Raw genomic sequence first — 17,016 nt, 5'->3', positions numbered from 1 at the left:
TTCGCCGGGGAAAGCCCTGACCTAATCCTTCTTCAGGTGCCGGCGCCCCAGCAGTTCGGCGATCTGCACCGCGTTCAGCGCCGCACCCTTGCGCAGATTGTCGCTGACGCACCACAGGGCCAGGCCATTGTCGACGGTCGGGTCCTCGCGCACGCGGCTGATGTAGGTCGCGAACTCGCCGACACATTCGATCGGGGTCACGTATCCGCCGTCCTCGCGCTTGTCGACGAGCATGATGCCCGGCGACTCCCGCAGGATATCCTGCGCTTCCTTGGCCGAAATCTCGTTCTCGAACTCGATGTTGATCGCTTCCGAATGGCCGACGAACACGGGCACGCGCACGCAGGTCGCGGTCACCTTGATCTTGGGATCGAGGATCTTCTTGGTCTCGACGACCATCTTCCATTCTTCCTTGGTATAGCCATCGTCCAGGAAGCTATCGATGTGCGGGATCACGTTGAACGCGATCTGCTTGGTGAACTTCTTCGGCTCGGCCGGATCGCCGACGAAGATATTGCGGCTCTGCTCGAACAGCTCGTCCATCCCCGCCTTGCCCGCCCCGGATACCGACTGATAGGTCGACACGACGACGCGCGTGATCTTCGCGCGGTCGTGCAGCGGCTTCAGCGCCACCACCATCTGCGCGGTGGAGCAGTTGGGGTTGGCGATGATGTTGCGCTTCCGGTAGCCGTCGATCGCCTCCGGATTCACCTCGGGCACGATCAGGGGCACGTCCGGATCCATCCGGTACAGCGACGAATTGTCGATCACGGTGCAGCCCGCGGCCGCCGCGATCGGGGCATAGACCTTGGTCGCCTCCGATCCGATCGCGAACAGCGCGAGATCCCAGCCGGACCAGTCGAAATGCTCGATATTCTTGACCTTCAGCATCCGGCCGGTCTCGCCGAACTCGATCTCGTCACCAGTCGAGCGCGACGATGCCACCGCCGCGATCTCGTCGATCGGGAATTCGCGCTCCGCCAGGATGTTCAGCATCTCGCGGCCGACATTGCCCGTCGCCCCGGCCACTACCACGCGATACCCCACTGTCCGTCCCTTCCTTGCGCCGCCGCTCGTGTTGCCGGCGGCGGTTAGCCCATTGCGCTCGGACCGCCAACAAGGATAGATTGGCCACGCTAAAGCCAAGGCCGCCCGCGGGCGCGCTTTCGCGCCCAGCGACCGGCCCGGATGGCGGCCAGCCGCAAGGAGGCGTTTATGGCACAAGCCGGCACCGCGGGACGCATCGACACCCGCCCACCCCTGCCCGTCCGTACGATCGACGCGCACGACATCTCGGCATCGCTCGCCGATGCCTGGCGTGATTTTTCCACCAACCGGCTCGATATGGTCTTTGCCGGGCTGCTCTATCCCGCGATCGGCCTGGCGGCGGCCTATGCCGCCAGCGGCGGCGCGCTGCTGCCGCTGCTGTTTCCCGCGATCGCGGGTCTCTCGCTGCTCGGGCCGCTGGTCGCGACCGGCTTCTACGAGATCGCCCGTCGGCGCGATGAAGGCCGCGACGCGCACTGGACTCATTTCGCAGACGTGCTGCGCGGCCCGGCGCGCGATTCGATCGTCGTGGTTGGCGCAATGCTGCTCGGGCTGTTCGTCGCCTGGATGATCGCGGGCGCCGTGATCTATGATATCTTCATGGGCAGCCAGCTACCCGCATCGATCGGCGATCTGGTCCACCGCACCCTCACCACACCCGAAGGCTGGGCGATGATGGCGGTCGGCAACCTCGTCGGCCTGGGCTTCGCGCTGCTGGTGCTGGCGGTGGCGACCGTGTCGCTGCCGATGCTGGTCGATGGCCGCGGCGATGCGCGCCAGGCGGTCGCCACCTCGCTGGCCGCGTTCCGCGCCAATCCCGGGCTGATGCTGCGCTGGGGCGCCACCGTCGCCGCGCTGCTGGTGCTGGGTGCGCTGCCGGCGTTCGTGGGGTTGGCGGTGGTGCTGCCCGTCCTCGGCTATGCGACCTGGCATCTCTACACCCGCCTGGTCGATCGCGGGGCTGCGGCGCGCTGATACGAAAAGGGCGGCCCCGGCGGGACCGCCCTTCGTTCTTCGGTCGGATAGCGGGGCTCAGCCCTTGGCGGCATCCCCGGCGCGCGGATCGCGGCGCTCGGCGATACGCGCCGACTTGCCGGTGCGGCCGCGCAGATAATAGAGCTTGGCGCGACGCACGACGCCGCGACGCACCACCTCGATCGAATCGATGTTCGGCGAATAGAGCGGGAAGACGCGCTCGACGCCCTCGCCGAAGCTGATCTTGCGCACGGTGAACGACGAACCCATGCCCTTGTTGGCCCGCGCGATGCAGACGCCTTCATAGTTCTGCACGCGGGTACGCTCACCCTCGACCACCTTCACGCCGACCTTCAGCGTATCGCCGGGGCGGAAATCGGGGATCTTCTTCGTCTCATTGAACTTGGCGATCTGCTCGGCTTCGAGCGTCTGGATCAGGTTCATGGTCTCAGCCTTCGTCTTCGCGCCGCGCGCCAGAGGGCGGATGGACCCGAGCGCCCTCATGGCGCTCCCAAAGATCCGGCCGCCTTAGCCGTGTGTCCGTCTCCGCCTTCAGCTTCCGCCAGGCGGCGATCTTCGCATGATCCCCCGATCGCAGCACTTCGGGGATCGTGCGCCCTTCCCAGTCGACTGGTCGGGTATAATGCGGATATTCGAGCAGCCCCGTCTCGAAGCTCTCGTCATCCCCGCTGGAAGCCGCGCCCATTACGCCGGGAAGCAGCCGAATGCAAGCATCCAGCAGCACCAGCGCGCCCATCTCGCCGCCCGACAATATATAGTCGCCGATCGAGATTTCCTCGATCGCCCGCCCCTCGAACAGCCGCTCGTCGAACCCCTCGAACCGCCCGCACAGCAGGATCGCGCCCGGCCCCGCCGCCAGCGTCCGCACCCGCGCCTGGGTCAGCGGCGCGCCGCGCGGCGTCAACGCGATCAGCGGCCGCCCGTCCGCCACCGAATCGACTGCCGCCGCCACCACGTCTGCCCGCAGCACCATGCCCGCCCCGCCGCCCGCCGGCGTGTCGTCCACAGAACGATGCCGGTCGGTCGCGAAGTCGCGGATCTGCACCGTCTCCAGCGACCACCGCCCCTCCCCCAGCGCCCGCCCCGCCAGCGACGCCCCCAGCGGCCCGGGAAACATCTCGGGATACAGGGTGAGGATGGTCGCCGCGAAGCTCATTGGGTCCAATTCTCGACTGTGAGGCCGGGTATGGTGCTGAAATGCGCGACATTGTCCGTGACCACTGTCAGGCCGCACGCCATCGCATGCGCCGCAATCAGCTGGTCATAGCTTCCTCGTCTGAAGGCCATGGCCGCATAGGCAGTTGCAGCGGCCCGGTCGAAATCGAGCACGGCGACTTCCTCAAGGAGCAAATGCAGCTTGTCGAGCGGGTGTGGCTTGCCGCGGGCAGAGCCGAAAACCACTTCGGCGTAGACGATCGCCGACGTGACCATGTCACCCTCTTCGCACGCAGCCATCCGCGACCGCAGCGGACCACTCAAACCCAAGACCGCGGCAATGACGATATTCGAATCGAGCAGGAATTTCACTCGGTCAAACCGTTGCGCTCAAGCCAATCCGGGTCGTCCCACAGCAGCGGTCGATGCTCGAAAACGCGATCCTCGGGCTTGATGAGTTGCATGCCGGAATCGCGGCCGATCCCCCAGACCTTGTCGATATTGAACTTGCGCTTCGGCCTGTCGACCTTTTCCAGCCGGTAGCCGTCACCATCCTCCACCAGCCGCCATTCTTCACCGGGGGCTATGCCAACCGCAGCAGGCACGCGTAGTGCCATCGAATTGCCGGACTTGAAGCTCTTGGTGGTCCATTCCCGCGTCACGCGCCGTCTCCGTATATACGGGATGTATATATGCGATTCTTGATCTGCGCAATTTGAACGCCTGCCTCATCCATGCGAATGAAGCCTATGACGGAAACGATCGATGCCCTCGTCATCGGCGGCGGCCCCGCGGGGCTCACCGCCGCTATCTATCTCGCGCGCTTCCATCTCGCGGTCGCGGTGGTCGATGCCGGGCATAGCCGCGCCGCGCTGATCCCGGTCAGCCATAATCACGCGGGCCATCCGGGCGGCATCGCCGGTGTCGACCTGCTGGCGCGGATGCGGCGTCAGGGGGAGGATTATGGCGCGCTGGTCCGCACCGGCACGGTCGCGGCGCTGGCGCGCAACGGCAAGGATTTCATCGCCACGCTGGCCGACGGCGACACCATCCACGCCCGCGCCGTGCTGCTGGCGACCGGCGTGGTGAATCGTCGCCCAGCCATCGACGATGCGGTGCATGACGAAGCGCTCGCCCGCGGCCTACTTCGCTATTGCCCAATTTGCGACGGCTATGAGGTTACCGACAAGCGCGTGGGCGTGATCGGCACCGGCGGGCACGGGCTGAACGAGGCGCTGTTCTTGCGCGGCTTCACGCGCGACGTCACCCTGATCTCACCCGACAGCTGCCACGATCTCGACGACGCCCAGCGCGCCGAGCTCGCCGCCGCGGGCATCGCACTGCATGACGGGCCCTGCCACGCGCTCGAGATCGAGGGTGATGCATTGGCGGTGCCGACCGCGGATGGCCGGCTGACGTTCGACAGCGTTTATCCCGCTTTGGGTTCGGATATCCGGTCCGAACTCGCCGTCGCGATCGGCGCTGCAGCGGGCGAAGGCGGCTGCATCGCGGTCGATGCTCACCAGCGCACCGATGTGCCCGGCCTGTTCGCGGCGGGCGATGTCGTGATCGGGCTCGATCAGATCAGCCACGCCATGGGCGCCGCCGGCATCGCTGCGACCACGATCCGCAACGACCTGGCCGAACGGCGGCCGCTTCGGCGCTAAGTCAGTCGGCCGCGAACGCCGCCTCGATCACCAGCGGATCGCCCCACGTCACCACATCGGGCCGCATCGGCACCATGAAGCGCTTGCCGCCGGGTCGTTCGATCTCGATCACGTCGCCCGCGCCGAAATCATCGACCGAGACGACCGTGCCCAGCGTCTCGCCCGTGCTCGACACGCAGGCACGGCCCAGCAGGTCGGCATGATAATATTCATCGTCGCCCAGCGGCGGCAGCGCCGATCGCGGCACCGTCAGCGCGGTGCCGCGCAGCGCCTCGGCCGCGTTGCGATCGCCGATCTCGGCGAAGCGGGCGACCGCCCCGTTCGATCCCGGTCGCACCGATTTCAGCGTGAGCATGCGGCCGCCGGCCGCGAGCGCCGGATAGCGCGCGAGGTCCTCGGCGAACAGCTTCAGCCGCACTTCGCCCGTCACGCCGTGCGCGCCGATGACGGCGGCCAGCGTGACGGGGCGATCCGGGTCCAGGCTCAAGCCTCGGCAGACTCTTCGGTGGCGGTTTCCTCGGCCGCAGGCTCTTCGGCCGCCGGCGGATTGGCGGCCTCGGCCGCGGCCTTCGCCTTCTCGGCGCGCTCTTCGGCACGCTCCTTGGCCTTCTCGCCGGGCTCACCCTTCTTCGGGTTGTTCGAAGCGGTCCGCTCCTTCACGCCGGCCGCATCCAGGAAGCGTGCGACGCGGTCGGTCGGCTGCGCGCCCACCGACAGCCAATGCTTGGCGCGATCCGCGTCCAGCACCACGCGCTGGGCATCGTCCTTGGCAAGCAGCGGGTTGTAGCTGCCGATCTTTTCGATGAAGCGGCCATCGCGCGGGCTGCGCGAATTGGACACGACGATCCGGTAATAGGGGCGCTTCTTGCTGCCGCCACGGGCCAGACGGATGGAAACGGACATGTAGGTCTTCCTTCTCTTGATCTTCGTTTGGATGCGCCGTCCGGCCGATGCCGGCGGCGCGGTGTCACTTCTTCTTCAGAAACTTGTCGAACCCCGGCGGCAGCCCGCCCGGGCCGCCGAATCCGCCGGTGGGGATGCCGGGCAGGCCGCCGCCGGCCGCGCCGCCGGGCGGCAGCGCGCCGCCGCCCATCATCCCGCCCAGGCCACCCAGGCCGCCGGCCTTGCCGAGCATGGCGCCGAGCCCCTTCAGGCCGCCCATCTTCTTCATCTTCTTCATCATGGTCGCCATCTCCTGATGCATCTTCAGGAGCTTGTTGACCTCTTGCACGGTGCGGCCGGACCCCTTGGCGATCCGGATCTTGCGCTTGGCGTTCACGATCTCGGGCTTGGCGCGTTCCTTGGGCGTCATCGATCCGATGATCGCATCGAGATGCACCAGCGTCTTGTCGTCGGCGGCGCCGCTGGCCATCGCCTGCTTCACCTGCTTCACACCTGGCAGCATCGAGGCGAGCGCACCCAGCCCCCCCATCCGCTTCATCTGGGCCAGCTGGCTGCGCAGGTCGTTCAGGTCGAACTGGCCCTTTGCCAGCCGTTCGGCCATCCGCTCGGCATCTTCGACCTTGATCGTCTCGGCCGCGCGTTCGACCAGCGACACCACGTCGCCCATGCCCAGGATGCGGCCAGCCACGCGCGCCGGCTGGAACAGCTCGATGCCGTCCAGCTTCTCGCCGGTGCCGACGAACTTGATCGGTTTGCCCGTTACCGCCCGCATCGACAGCGCCGCGCCGCCGCGCGCATCGCCGTCCATCCGCGTCAGCACCACGCCTGACAGCGCGACATGCTCGGAAAAGTCGCGCGCGACGTTCACCGCGTCCTGGCCGGTCAGCGCATCGACCACCAGGAGGATCTCGTGCGGCTGCGCGATGCCGGCCACCGCCTGCATCTCGGCCATCAGCGCCTGGTCGACATGCAGTCGGCCGGCGGTGTCGAGCATGACGACGTCATAGCCCTGCAGCTTCGCCGATTGCAGTGCGCGCCGTGCGATCTCCACGGGCTGCTGGCCCTGCACGATCGGCAGCGTCGCCACCTTCGCCTGCGTGCCCAGCGTCGCCAGCTGTTCCTGCGCGGCCGGGCGATTGACGTCCAGCGACGCCATCAGCACCTTCTTGCCGCTCTTCTCGCTCAGCCGCTTGGCAATCTTGGCGGTCGTGGTCGTCTTGCCCGACCCCTGCAGGCCGACCATCATCACCACCGCCGGCGGCGTCACGTCGATCTCGAGATCGCTCGCTTCCGCGCCCAGCATCTCGACCAGCGCGTCGTTGACGATCTTGATGACCTGCTGGCCCGGCGTGATCGAGCGCAGCACATTCTGGCCGACCGCCTGCTCGGTTGCCTTGTCTACGAACTCGCGCACCACCGGCAGCGCCACGTCCGCCTCGAGCAGCGCGATCCGCACCTCGCGCATCGCTGCACGCACGTCCGCCTCGTTCAGCGCGCCGCGGCCGCGCAGGCGGTCGAAGACGCCGCCAAGCCGATCGCTCAGGCTTTCGAACATGGGCACCGAAACTCCTCATCCCCGCAACGCAAAACGCGCCGGCGGGCGAAAACTCGCTGGCCGGCGGGCGTCCTTGGACGCGGGGTTCATCACGATCCTGTCGGGTCGATCGGGCAGCCGCCTAGCGCGAAGCGGGCAGAAACGCAAGCGGCGGCGGCCCCGCGCATATTAACCCGATCTGCACTTTCCCCCGTCATTACGGCGGTGAATCATGCGGAGGATGTGGATGCGATCGCCGATCGGAACGGCGCGCGGGATTGAGCGGCGTTCCGCGGTCGTGATCGCGCGCCACGATCTGGTCGCAGGCGGGGTCACCATCGCCGCCATCCTGCTGTTCGTCGGCACCGGCGGCGAAGCGATGCGCTCGGCGGTCCACCTCGCCCGCGGCGTCGGCGTCGAATTGGATGGGATCCTCAGTTCCGCACTGCTACTCAACGTCGCGCTGCTGCTGTTCGGATGGCGTCGCTACCGCGATCTGAAGCGCGAGGTGTGCGATCGCACCGCCGCCGAGGATCGCGCCCAGACCCTTGCCTCGCGCGATGCGCTGACCGGGCTCCACAACCGCCGCGCGCTGATCGAGCTGGCGGGCGGCGCGATGGCCCAGGCCGAACGCCGCGGCAAGGCGATCGCGCTGCTGCTGATCGATCTCGATCAGTTCAAGCATGTCAACGACATGCACGGTCACAGCATGGGCGATCTGCTGTTGCGCGAATGCGCCGCCATGATCGAAAGCCTGCTGCCGCCCAATGCCATCGTCGCACGCCTTGGGGGAGACGAGTTCGCCTGCGCGTTCGTGTTCGATCCCGGCCATCCCGATATCGTGTCGTTGGCCGCCGAACGCATCGTCACCCAGCTGGCACGCCCGTTCGAATTCGGCGCGACCGCAGCCCATGTCGGCGCGTCGGTCGGCGTTGCCCGTTCTGATCATGATTGCGGCTCGATCGAAGCGATGCTGCGCCGTGCCGATATCGCGATGTACGCCGCCAAGAAGGCCGGCCGGAACCGCTACACCTGGTTCGATGCCAGCATGGAACGCGAGGTGGAAGCGCGCAACGCGATCGAGGAAGGTCTGCGCCGCGGCATTCCCGCGGGCGAGATCGTCCCCTTCTACGAACAACAGATCGATCTGGCGACAGGCGTCCTCAACGGGTTCGAGGTGCTGGCACGCTGGAACCATCCCACCCGCGGGTTGATCATGCCCGATCTGTTCATCCCGATCGCTGAGGAATGCGGCCTGATCGGCGATCTGTCGGTGTCGATCATGCGGCAGGCGTTCGAACAGGCGCGCGGCTGGGATCCGTCGCTGACATTGTCGGTCAACATCAGTCCTGCGCAGCTGCGCGATCCGTGGCTCGCGCAGAAGATCGTCAAGCTCCTCGTCGAAACCGGCTTTCCGCCCTCGCGGCTGGAAATCGAGATCACCGAAAGCTCGCTCTACGAAAATCTCGGGCTCGCCCAGTCGATCGTCGGCAGCCTCAAGAACCAGGGCATCCGCCTGGCGCTCGATGATTTCGGCACCGGCTATTCCAGCCTCGCCCATCTGCGCGCGATGCCGTTCGACCGGATCAAGATCGACAAAAGCTTCGTCACATCGATGATCGAAAACAGCGAAAGCGCCGCGATCGTCGGCGCGATCACGAAGCTCGGCGAAAGTCTGGGCCTGCCGATCACGGCCGAGGGCATCGAGAATGCGGGGATCGAAGCCCGCCTGGTCGAGCTCGGCTGCGCGAAGGGCCAGGGCTGGCATTTCGGCAGGCCGATGTCGATCGGCCAGGTCCGCACGCTGCTCGCCGGCCGCGATCAGATGCTCACCGGCCGCGGCGAAGCGCGCGACGTGGCCTGAACAGCGCCACCTGATCCCACCGCTCGCATGACCATCGATGTCTGTCCTCCTCGCCTATGCTGCGTTCATCCTGCTGCTTGCGCTGCCGTTCATCCTGCTGGCCATGGTCGGCACCGCCGGAATGTCCGGCGTCGGCTTGCTGTTCAACGGTTTGCGGAACGGCGCTCCACTGATGATCGTCGGCGCGCTCGCGCTGCTGGCCGGGGCCGCGATGGTCGGATTGGTCGGCTGGCGGTGGCTGGGGTCGTGGGATGTCGGCCCGGCCAGCCTCGAGGCGCAGCAATCGGATCGGATGGTGATCGCGCCCCGGCCGCGAACCCTGCTGATGACGCTTGGGACCGATACGCGCGCCGCGATGGCGGGGATGCGCGGAAAGACGTTCGATCGGATCGTCGGCGAACGCCGCGCGCTGCCGATGCCGCGCCCGGAACCGGGCCAGTCAAGCTATGCCTATTGGGGCGAATGGTTCGAAGGCCGGCTGTCCGACACTCTGGTCTGTCATCGCGATGACGCGGACCCGCGCGCGTGCATCACTTTTACCGCGCTGCCCGCCCGTCCACCCGGCCATATTTTCGGGTTCCTCAACGATTACGCGCCCGACCGCCTCTCCAGCCGGCTCTATCATCATAAAGGCACGCAGACGACCGACCTGTATCATTGCTCGGTGCAGATCAGGCGCGCCCGCCATCCCCTCTTGGCGATGAACTTCGAATTGGGCGGCGGCTCACAGCTGGCGTTCGATCGTCTCGTGATCTGCCGGGCGGATGCGCTCGCCCGACTTGCCGCAGACCTAGCTTGACGCTGGGCCCGCCGCGCATGGACTTCGCTTGCCGCGCCCCCTAGATCGCGCGCCATGCGCTTCACCAAGATGCATGGGCTGGGCAATGATTTCGTCGTGATCGATGCGCGCGACGCGCCCGTCGCGATCGATGCGCCCCGCGCCCGCGCGATCGCCGATCGCCGCACTGGCATCGGCTGCGATCAGCTCATCCTGATCGGCCCGGGCGACCGCAGCGATGTGACGATGCGGATCTGGAATGCCGATGGCTCCGAAGTCTCGGCTTGCGGCAACGCGACGCGCTGCGTGCCCGTGCTCGTCGGCCGCGACGTCACCGTGCGCACCGCCGCCGGCCTGCTCGATGCCCGGCTCGACGATGGCGGGGCTGCGGTCGACATGGGCGCGCCGCGCTTTGACTGGGATGCGATCCCGCTCGCCTATCCAATGGATACGCTGCGGCTGCCGCTGGCGTGGGACGGGCTGGAAGCGCCGGCTGCCGTCAACGTCGGCAACCCGCATCTCGTCTTCTTCGTCCCCGATATCGCCGCCGTCCCGCTGGGCGAGATCGGCCTGGGAATCGAAACCGATCCCGCCTTCCCCGAACGCATCAACGTCAACATCGCCGAGGTTCGCGCGCGCGATCATCTGGCGATGCGCACATGGGAACGCGGCGCCGGCCTCACGCTCGCCTGCGGCACCGGTGCCTGCGCCACCTTCGCAGCCGCCCGGCGGCGCGGGCTGGTCGATGCGGCGGTGCAAATCGATCTGCCCGGCGGCACGCTGCACCTGTCGGAAACCGCGGACGGCCATCTGCTGATGCGTGGCCCCGCCGTCACCGTCTTCACCGGCGAGACCGATCTGTGAGCGGAGTCGAACTCGTCACCCTCGGCTGCCGGCTCAACATCGCCGAAAGCGACGCGATCGGCCGGTTGCTGGCGGCAGAAACCAATCTCGTCGTCGTCAACAGCTGCGCGGTCACCGCAGAAGCCGTAGCCGAAACCCGGAAGGCGATCCGCCGCGCGCGCCGCACCCGCCCCGCTGCGCGGCTGCTCGTCACCGGCTGTGCCGCGCGGATCGATCCGGCGTCCTTTTCCGCCATGCCCGAAGTCGATGGCCTGATCGACAATCTGCGCAAGACCGATGCTGAAACCTGGGGCATCGCCCTGCCCGCCGCTGCGCTGCAGCGCACCACCCACACCCGCGCGCACATCCCCGTCCAGAATGGCTGCGACCATGCGTGCACCTTCTGCATCATCCCCGCCGGCCGCGGCCCCAGCCGATCGCTGCCCGCAGGCGCGGTGATCGACGCCGTGGCCGCCGCGGTCGATGCAGGCGCGCGCGAAGTAGTGCTGACCGGGGTCGATCTCACCAGCTACGGCCCGGACCTTCCCGGCCAGCCGACGCTCGGCCGGCTGGTTGAGCGTATCCTGGCGCATGTGCCGGCGCTGCCGCGGCTCCGCCTGTCCTCGCTCGATTCGATCGAGATCGACGATCGCCTGTTCGAACTGGTGACGCAGGAGCCGCGCATCGCGCCGCATCTCCATCTGTCGCTGCAGGCCGGCGACGAAATGATCCTGAAGCGGATGAAGCGCCGTCACTCCCGCGCGCAATCGGTTGCCATCGTCGATCGTCTCAAGACCGCCCGACCCGAAATCGCGATCGGCGCCGATCTGATCGCCGGCTTCCCGACCGAAACCGAGGCGATGGCCGCCAACAGCCGCGCGCTGATCGCCGATTGCGATATCGTGTTCGGCCACATCTTCCCCTATTCGCCGCGCCCCGGCACGCCGGCCGCGCGGATGCCGCAGCTCGATCGCGCCACCATCAAGGCGCGCGCCGCTGCCTTGCGCGCGCTGGCCGAAGCCCGCCGCCACGCCTGGCTCGATACGCTGATCAGCAGTCGGCAGATGGTCCTGGTCGAGCGTGACGGCCACACCGACCATGCCGCCAATTTCGCGAAAGTGCTCGTCCGTCATCCCGGCGAAAGCCGGGATCCAGAGCCCCGAATGACACCGCCTGTGGCTCTGGATCCCGGCGCTGGCCGGGATGGCGAGGCAAACCTCGCCAACACCCTCCTCCCCGTCCGCATCGCCGCGCGCGACGGCGACACTCTCATCGGAATATCCGCATGACCGAACCAAGCTGGGGCGATCGCCTCATCGGCGGCTTCCGCCGCACCTCCGACCGGCTGGGCGACAATCTCGCCGGCCTGTTCACCAAGGCCGCGCTCGACGATGAGACGCTTGACGGGATCGAGGAAGCGCTGATCGCCTCCGATCTCGGCCCCGCCACCGCTGCGCGCATCCGCGAGCGGCTGGCCGACGAACGCTATGATCGCGGTATCGACGAAGCCGGCGTGCGCGCCGTGGCCGCCGAGGAGATCGCGAAGATCCTGACGCCGGTGGCTAGACCGCTGCTGATCGATGCCTTCCCCCGGCCGCAGGTCGTGCTGGTGATCGGGGTCAACGGATCGGGCAAGACCACCACCATCGCCAAGCTCGCGCATCTATTCACCGAGCAGGATTATGCCGCCATGCTGGTGGCGGGCGATACGTTCCGCGCCGCCGCGATCGGCCAGCTCCAGGTCTGGGCGGATCGGATCGGCGTGCCGATCATCACCGGGCGCGAGGGCGGCGATGCCGCCAGCCTGGTGTTCGAAGGCGTCAAGCGCGGCACCGCGATCGGCACCGACGTGCTGATCGTCGATACCGCCGGTCGCCTGCAGAACAAGGCTGGCCTGATGGACGAACTGGCGAAGATAAGGCGGGTCCTAGGCCGCCTCAATCCGGAAGCCCCGCATAACGTGATCCTCGTGCTCGATGCCACCACCGGTCAGAACGCGCTCAATCAGATCGAGGTGTTCGGCAAGGAATGCGGCGTGACCGGCCTGATCATGACCAAGCTAGACGGCACCGCGAAGGGCGGCGTGCTGGTGGCGGCGGCAGAGAAGTTCGGGCTGCCGATCCACGCGATCGGGATCGGCGAAGGGGTCGGGGATCTTCGCCCGTTCGATCCCGTTCAGGTTGCCCGTGCTATCGCCGGCGTCGAGAGGATCACACAGAGATGACCGTGCAAGCCGCCCAGCCCGCGAAGCCCGAACCCTCGCCGCTGCTGAATCTGGCGGTCGATCTCGGCCCGCTGGTCGTCTTCTTCCTGTTCAACATGTTCGCGCCGGGCGAAGCGCTCCAGCGCATCCTGACTGCGACCGTCGCCTTCATGATCGCCACCGCCGCCGCGATGATCGTCGCGCGGCTGCGCTTCGGCAAAATCTCGCCGATGCTTATCGTGTCGGGTGCGATGGTGCTGGTGTTCGGCGGGCTCACGCTGTGGCTGCACAATGATCTGTTCATCAAGATCAAGCCCACCGCCTATTACCTCACTGTCGCCACCATCCTGTTCTTCGGCCTCTACACCGGCCGGCCCACGCTGAAGTTGGTGCTGGGCGCGGTCTACCCCGGCCTGTCGGAACGCGGGTGGTCGCTCCTGTCGCGCAACTGGGCGTTCCTGTTCCTCGCGCTGGCCGCCGCCAACGAGATCGTATGGCGCAATTTTTCGACTGATTTCTGGATGGGCTACAAGCTGTGGGGCGCCTTCCCCGCCACCATCCTGTTCGCGATCGCCAACGTCCCGATGCTGCTCCGCCACGGCCTGGCGCTCGATCCTAAGACTGCCGCGGTCGAGGAAGCCGGCCCGGGGCAGTAGCAGCTCTCCTCCCGGCACGGGGAGGGGGATCGAGGCAGTCATGGTGGAGATGGCGGCCGGCACGCGAACGCCTGCCGCATCACAACATGATAGCGTTGCGGGCCTAACGCCACCTCGGGTCGGCGGCGCCTGATCAGCGCTCCTGCAGTCGCGGCATCAGCTCGACGAAGTTGCAGGGCCGGTGGCGGCTGTCGAGCTGGCTCGCCAGGATGCCATCCCAGCCGTCCTTCACCGCGCCGGTCGATCCCGGCAGCGCGAACAGATAGGTGCCCCGCGCCACCCCCGCGCAGGCGCGCGACTGGATCGTGGAGGTGCCGATCGTCTGGTAGCTCAGCCAGCGGAACAGCTCGCCGAAGCCCTCGATCTGCTTGTCCCAGACGCGGGCAAAGGCTTCCGGCGTCACGTCGCGCCCGGTCACGCCGGTGCCGCCGGTGGAGATCACGACATCGACCTGGGCGTCCTCGATCCAGCCGTGCAGCCGCGCCACGATCAGCTCGGCATCGTCGCGCACGATCGCGCGATCGGCCAGCACATGCCCCGCCGTCGTCAGCCGCTCGACCAGCGTATCGCCCGATCGGTCGTCCTCCGGCCCGCGTGTGTCGGATATGGTCAGCACCGCAATGCGGACCGGAATGAACGGGCGGCTTTCGTCGATCGGCATGGCCCGCCTTACCCCGCGACCGTGCGGCGGCATAGGCAGCACTGCCGGGCAAATCGAATCACGATGAGAAAGAGCGCACGCTCCTCATCTGCTTCGAAATCCTACTTGGCAATACTTCCGTGTTATAATTATCCGATCTGGTTCTCTATCAATCCGCGCTCGCGGTCGCGCCGACCCCGTCCAGCCGAAGCGCCGTCTTGCCCGGTAGGCCGGGGAAGCGCGGCCACATGCCCTGCGCCATCGCTGCCATGCTGGCCGATTCCTGGCCCAGCTGGCGCTGGTACATCCAGTAGTTCCTGAGCACGATCGCCACATAGGCGCGCGTCTCGACGAACGGGATCGCCTCGATGAACAGCAGCGGATCGCTCAGATTGCGGCCGCGCTCGTTCCATTTCTGCACTGATCCCGGCCCGGCATTATAGGCCGCGATCACCTTGGGCAGCAGCCCGCCGGTGCCCGAATAGTCGCGCAGCTGTTCCAGATAGCTCTGGCCATATTCGAAGTTCAGCGCCGGCTCGTTCAGCCGGCCCACCGTCTCTCCCTTGCGCTTGGCGATCAGCTGTGCGGTGCCGGGCATGATCTGCATCAGCCCGCGCGCGCCGGCATGGCTGACGGCATCGATCCGGAACTGCGATTCCTGCAGCGCGTGCGCAAGGATCAGCGCCTTGTCGACGCGCCATCCGCCCTGCGGCGTCCAGCCCGGCGCGGGATAGCGCGCCGCCGCCGAAAGCCGGGTGCCGGCCGGGCCGTTCTGCGCCAGCCAGATCTGCGTCGCGGGCAGCTCCAGCGCCGCCGCCAGGTGCAGCAGCGCCTCGTGATCGCTGCCGTCGCCGATCCGCGCCTGATGGCGGATCAGCTCCTGCGCCAGCGCACCCTCGCCCACTTCGGACAATGCGATCGCGGTCTTCAGATTGGTACGCCGCTCGACCCGCGCCCAATCGGCGCCGGTCAGGTCGAAGCGCCCGGCATCTGCTGGCAGCTTGCGGCCGAGCGCGGCATTGGCGAGCAGGCCGTAGAAGGTCTCGTCCATCCGCGCCGCAGTGCGCAGCCGCGGCTGCACATTCTGCGGCCGGCCGCACGCCATGTCCGCACGCGCCGCCCAGAACAGGCCGGCCGCCGTCATCTCGCTGTCGCGCGCGCGCGATGCCACTGCGGTAAAGGCCTGCCCCGCGGCATCGCAGTCGCGCGCGCGCCACGCCGCCAGCCCGGCCACCCAGTCGGCCTGCACGGCCCATTCGCCAAAGCCCTTCTGCGCGATCCCGGCCAGCCGGCGGGCATTCGCATCGTCGCCGGTCAGGAAATAGGACCAGGCGATGCGCTGTTGCCATTCGGTGCGCGCATCGCCGGAAAGATCGGCCGCGGCGGCATCCAGCAGCGCTTCGGCCTCGCTTGGCCGGTCGTCCTTGATCAGTGGAATGACGCGGGCGGACAGCGCCGCCGCCACCGCGTCGCTGCGCGTCGATCGTGCGCTGCTGCGCTTGGGGGCGCCGGCCATCCGCACCAGCGCGCGTTCGCTGGGCAGCACCGGCAGTTCGGTCGCGCCGCGCGTCGCAGCCAGCCGCGCCAGCTGCTGCGCCTGCGGCAGATCGGGCGCGGCGCTGATCGCGGCGATCAGCGGCTCCAGCTCGACCTTCGGCGATCCCTTGGCCAGATAAAGCTCGGCGCGCGCCACTGCGTGCAGCGGGCCGGCCGGCATCGCATCGAGACGCGCGGCCGCATCGCTCCACCGCGATTCGCGGATCGCGGCGAACACCGCGCGATAGGCTTCGCGCTGCTCGGCGCTCAGCTGGGCCGGCAGCTTCGCGCGCGCGGCGGCAGCGGCGGCGGGCGTCGGCGCGGGCCGCGCCAGGGTCGGCAGCACGGCCCGTGGCTGCATGGCAAAGCCCACCGGCGCGCTCGCCTCGATGGCCAGCGCCGGAGTGGCGATCGCTGCGCAGGCAAGGCCCGCGATCGGCATGGCAAGACGCTTCACCGCTTCATCTCCCCGATCAGCGCACTGATGTCGGCCCATGCGTCCGCCTTGCGGGCAGGCTGGCCGATCATCATGCGCGGATGATGTGTGACGATCGCGGCCGTGGTGCCGCGCGAATGGTTAACAGACTGTAAATTCCGCCGCCCCGGTGCGGCGGACAGGCCGAAAGCCGCGCCGGCTTCCCGGCCGAACAGTAGCAGTGCCTTTGGCGCAACCGCAGCGACATGCGCGCGCGCCGCTTCCGCCAACGGTGCGGCGATCTCTGCGGCCAGCCGCCCACCCGCCGGTCGCGCGGGGCACAGTGCGGCCAGGTAGATGCTGCTCCGATCCATGCTGATCGCCGCCAGGATCGCATCGAACAGCTGCCCCGCCCGCCCTTCGAACAGGGTTTCGCGGTCGTCGGGGTCGGGCATGTCGGCCAGGATCATCAGCGCGCTCGCCGGATCACCGGCAGGCGCGATCCGGCGTGGGCCCAGCGCCGGCAGGTTCGCCGCATCCGCCAGCCACGCGATCAGCGCCTCGCGCGTCTTGGGCAGCGCCGCCGGAACCGGCGCGGCAGGCGCTTCCGCGGATGCCGGCGCGGCGCTCGGCGCGCGCGCCAGCCAGTCGCGCGGCGCGTCTTCGACCAGCGTGTCGACGCCGGCTTCCTGCCACCAGCCGAGCACGCTCAACGCCTCGGCCCCCAGTCCGTCGAGATACCCCACCCGCATCCTCGCATAGAGTGCGAGGTTGACGAC

General features: G+C 67.9%; 19 protein-coding genes. 8 read left to right on the top strand and 11 right to left on the bottom strand.

What is annotated here, in order from left to right; translation table 11 throughout:
• Positions 1-21: 21 nt before the first annotated feature.
• Complete coding sequence (locus ABC347_RS16660; RefSeq protein ID WP_413246829.1) at positions 22-1,047, bottom strand: aspartate-semialdehyde dehydrogenase; 1,026 nt, start codon at positions 1,045-1,047, stop codon at positions 22-24.
• 168 nt (positions 1,048-1,215) lie between these two features.
• Between ABC347_RS16660 and ABC347_RS16655 the strand changes: the two genes are divergently transcribed.
• A complete protein-coding gene (locus ABC347_RS16655) occupies positions 1,216-2,022 on the top strand; it encodes a DUF2189 domain-containing protein (protein WP_413246828.1) in 807 nt (268 codons plus the stop codon).
• A 57-nt stretch (positions 2,023-2,079) separates the two neighbouring features.
• Here ABC347_RS16655 and rplS read toward each other — a convergent pair whose 3' ends face one another.
• From rplS to ABC347_RS16635, 4 genes are read right to left on the bottom strand one after another with little or no spacing between them, the layout of a single operon-like run.
• Complete coding sequence (gene rplS, locus ABC347_RS16650) at positions 2,080-2,466, bottom strand: 50S ribosomal protein L19 (RefSeq protein ID WP_413246827.1); 387 nt, start codon at positions 2,464-2,466, stop codon at positions 2,080-2,082.
• Between the two features lie 4 nt (positions 2,467-2,470).
• Positions 2,471-3,199, bottom strand: a complete 729-nt coding sequence (gene trmD, locus ABC347_RS16645; RefSeq protein WP_413246826.1) for a tRNA (guanosine(37)-N1)-methyltransferase TrmD — start codon at positions 3,197-3,199, stop codon at positions 2,471-2,473.
• Positions 3,196-3,570, bottom strand: coding sequence for a type II toxin-antitoxin system VapC family toxin (locus tag ABC347_RS16640; protein WP_413246825.1), 375 nt, complete (start codon positions 3,568-3,570; stop codon positions 3,196-3,198). Before ABC347_RS16640 ends, trmD begins: the two co-directional genes overlap by 4 nt.
• Positions 3,567-3,860, bottom strand: coding sequence for an AbrB/MazE/SpoVT family DNA-binding domain-containing protein (locus tag ABC347_RS16635; RefSeq protein ID WP_413246824.1), 294 nt, complete (start codon positions 3,858-3,860; stop codon positions 3,567-3,569). Before ABC347_RS16635 ends, ABC347_RS16640 begins: the two co-directional genes overlap by 4 nt.
• An 87-nt stretch (positions 3,861-3,947) precedes the next feature.
• Between ABC347_RS16635 and ABC347_RS16630 the strand changes: the two genes are divergently transcribed.
• A complete protein-coding gene (locus ABC347_RS16630) occupies positions 3,948-4,865 on the top strand; it encodes an NAD(P)/FAD-dependent oxidoreductase (RefSeq protein ID WP_413247090.1) in 918 nt (305 codons plus the stop codon).
• Between the two features lies 1 nt (position 4,866).
• Here the strand turns inward: ABC347_RS16630 and rimM are convergent, their stop codons facing one another.
• From rimM to ffh, 3 genes are all read right to left on the bottom strand, one after another.
• The gene (gene rimM, locus ABC347_RS16625; RefSeq protein WP_413247089.1) at positions 4,867-5,346 is read right to left on the bottom strand and encodes a ribosome maturation factor RimM; all 480 of its coding nucleotides are present in this window, start codon (positions 5,344-5,346) and stop codon (positions 4,867-4,869) included.
• A 2-nt stretch (positions 5,347-5,348) separates the two neighbouring features.
• Positions 5,349-5,768: a 30S ribosomal protein S16 gene (rpsP, locus tag ABC347_RS16620; protein ID WP_413246823.1), complete on the bottom strand. Its 420-nt coding sequence runs from the start codon at positions 5,766-5,768 to the stop codon at positions 5,349-5,351.
• Positions 5,769-5,832: 64 nt separating this feature from the next.
• Entirely contained in the window at positions 5,833-7,323 is a 1,491-nt protein-coding gene (ffh, locus tag ABC347_RS16615; protein WP_413247088.1) for a signal recognition particle protein, read from the bottom strand.
• A 226-nt stretch (positions 7,324-7,549) separates the two neighbouring features.
• Here ffh and ABC347_RS16610 point away from each other — a divergent pair, with 226 nt between their 5' ends.
• From ABC347_RS16610 to ABC347_RS16585, 6 genes are read left to right on the top strand one after another with little or no spacing between them, the layout of a single operon-like run.
• On the top strand, positions 7,550-9,166 hold the full coding sequence (locus ABC347_RS16610) for a putative bifunctional diguanylate cyclase/phosphodiesterase (RefSeq protein WP_413246822.1): 1,617 nt from the start codon (positions 7,550-7,552) through the stop codon (positions 9,164-9,166).
• Between the two features lie 37 nt (positions 9,167-9,203).
• On the top strand, positions 9,204-9,965 hold the full coding sequence (locus ABC347_RS16605) for a hypothetical protein (protein ID WP_413246821.1): 762 nt from the start codon (positions 9,204-9,206) through the stop codon (positions 9,963-9,965).
• 54 nt (positions 9,966-10,019) lie between these two features.
• Positions 10,020-10,808, top strand: a complete 789-nt coding sequence (dapF, locus tag ABC347_RS16600) for a diaminopimelate epimerase (RefSeq protein ID WP_413246820.1) — start codon at positions 10,020-10,022, stop codon at positions 10,806-10,808.
• Positions 10,805-12,076, top strand: a complete 1,272-nt coding sequence (locus ABC347_RS16595; protein ID WP_413246819.1) for a MiaB/RimO family radical SAM methylthiotransferase — start codon at positions 10,805-10,807, stop codon at positions 12,074-12,076. The genes dapF and ABC347_RS16595 overlap by 4 nt, the downstream gene beginning before the upstream one ends.
• Positions 12,073-13,011, top strand: a complete 939-nt coding sequence (ftsY, locus tag ABC347_RS16590) for a signal recognition particle-docking protein FtsY (protein ID WP_413246818.1) — start codon at positions 12,073-12,075, stop codon at positions 13,009-13,011. Before ABC347_RS16595 ends, ftsY begins: the two co-directional genes overlap by 4 nt.
• Positions 13,008-13,646, top strand: coding sequence for a septation protein A (locus ABC347_RS16585; RefSeq protein WP_413246817.1), 639 nt, complete (start codon positions 13,008-13,010; stop codon positions 13,644-13,646). The genes ftsY and ABC347_RS16585 overlap by 4 nt, the downstream gene beginning before the upstream one ends.
• 133 nt (positions 13,647-13,779) lie before the next feature.
• On the opposite strand, the gene moaB is transcribed toward ABC347_RS16585, so the two are convergent.
• The 3 genes from moaB to ABC347_RS16570 form a co-directional block, all read right to left on the bottom strand.
• A complete protein-coding gene (gene moaB / locus ABC347_RS16580) occupies positions 13,780-14,307 on the bottom strand; it encodes a molybdenum cofactor biosynthesis protein B (RefSeq protein WP_413246816.1) in 528 nt (175 codons plus the stop codon).
• Between the two features lie 148 nt (positions 14,308-14,455).
• On the bottom strand, positions 14,456-16,279 hold the full coding sequence (locus ABC347_RS16575) for a lytic transglycosylase domain-containing protein (RefSeq protein ID WP_413246815.1): 1,824 nt from the start codon (positions 16,277-16,279) through the stop codon (positions 14,456-14,458).
• Positions 16,276-16,983, bottom strand: a complete 708-nt coding sequence (locus tag ABC347_RS16570; protein ID WP_413246814.1) for a uracil-DNA glycosylase family protein — start codon at positions 16,981-16,983, stop codon at positions 16,276-16,278. Before ABC347_RS16570 ends, ABC347_RS16575 begins: the two co-directional genes overlap by 4 nt.
• Positions 16,984-17,016: the final 33 nt, after the last annotated feature.

The sequence above is a fragment of the Sphingomonas canaveralia genome (assembly GCF_047238125.1).
Taxonomy (GTDB): domain Bacteria; phylum Pseudomonadota; class Alphaproteobacteria; order Sphingomonadales; family Sphingomonadaceae; genus JBDFMH01.
This window is presented reverse-complemented; position numbering and strand designations above follow the sequence as displayed.

What these genes read in the sequence shown, in the direction of transcription:
- ABC347_RS16655 (WP_413246828.1), top strand. Translation starts at nt 1,216, where the DNA reads ATGGCACAAGCCGGCACCGCGGGACGCATCGACACCCGCCCACCCCTG.
- rplS (WP_413246827.1), bottom strand. Translation starts at nt 2,466, where the DNA reads ATGAACCTGATCCAGACGCTCGAAGCCGAGCAGATCGCCAAGTTCAAT.
- trmD (WP_413246826.1), bottom strand. Translation starts at nt 3,199, where the DNA reads ATGAGCTTCGCGGCGACCATCCTCACCCTGTATCCCGAGATGTTTCCC.
- ABC347_RS16630 (WP_413247090.1), top strand. Translation starts at nt 3,948, where the DNA reads ATGACGGAAACGATCGATGCCCTCGTCATCGGCGGCGGCCCCGCGGGG.
- rpsP (WP_413246823.1), bottom strand. Translation starts at nt 5,768, where the DNA reads ATGTCCGTTTCCATCCGTCTGGCCCGTGGCGGCAGCAAGAAGCGCCCC.
- ffh (WP_413247088.1), bottom strand. Translation starts at nt 7,323, where the DNA reads ATGTTCGAAAGCCTGAGCGATCGGCTTGGCGGCGTCTTCGACCGCCTG.
- ABC347_RS16610 (WP_413246822.1), top strand. Translation starts at nt 7,550, where the DNA reads ATGCGATCGCCGATCGGAACGGCGCGCGGGATTGAGCGGCGTTCCGCG.
- ABC347_RS16605 (WP_413246821.1), top strand. Translation starts at nt 9,204, where the DNA reads ATGTCTGTCCTCCTCGCCTATGCTGCGTTCATCCTGCTGCTTGCGCTG.
- dapF (WP_413246820.1), top strand. Translation starts at nt 10,020, where the DNA reads ATGCGCTTCACCAAGATGCATGGGCTGGGCAATGATTTCGTCGTGATC.
- ftsY (WP_413246818.1), top strand. Translation starts at nt 12,073, where the DNA reads ATGACCGAACCAAGCTGGGGCGATCGCCTCATCGGCGGCTTCCGCCGC.
- ABC347_RS16585 (WP_413246817.1), top strand. Translation starts at nt 13,008, where the DNA reads ATGACCGTGCAAGCCGCCCAGCCCGCGAAGCCCGAACCCTCGCCGCTG.
- moaB (WP_413246816.1), bottom strand. Translation starts at nt 14,307, where the DNA reads ATGCCGATCGACGAAAGCCGCCCGTTCATTCCGGTCCGCATTGCGGTG.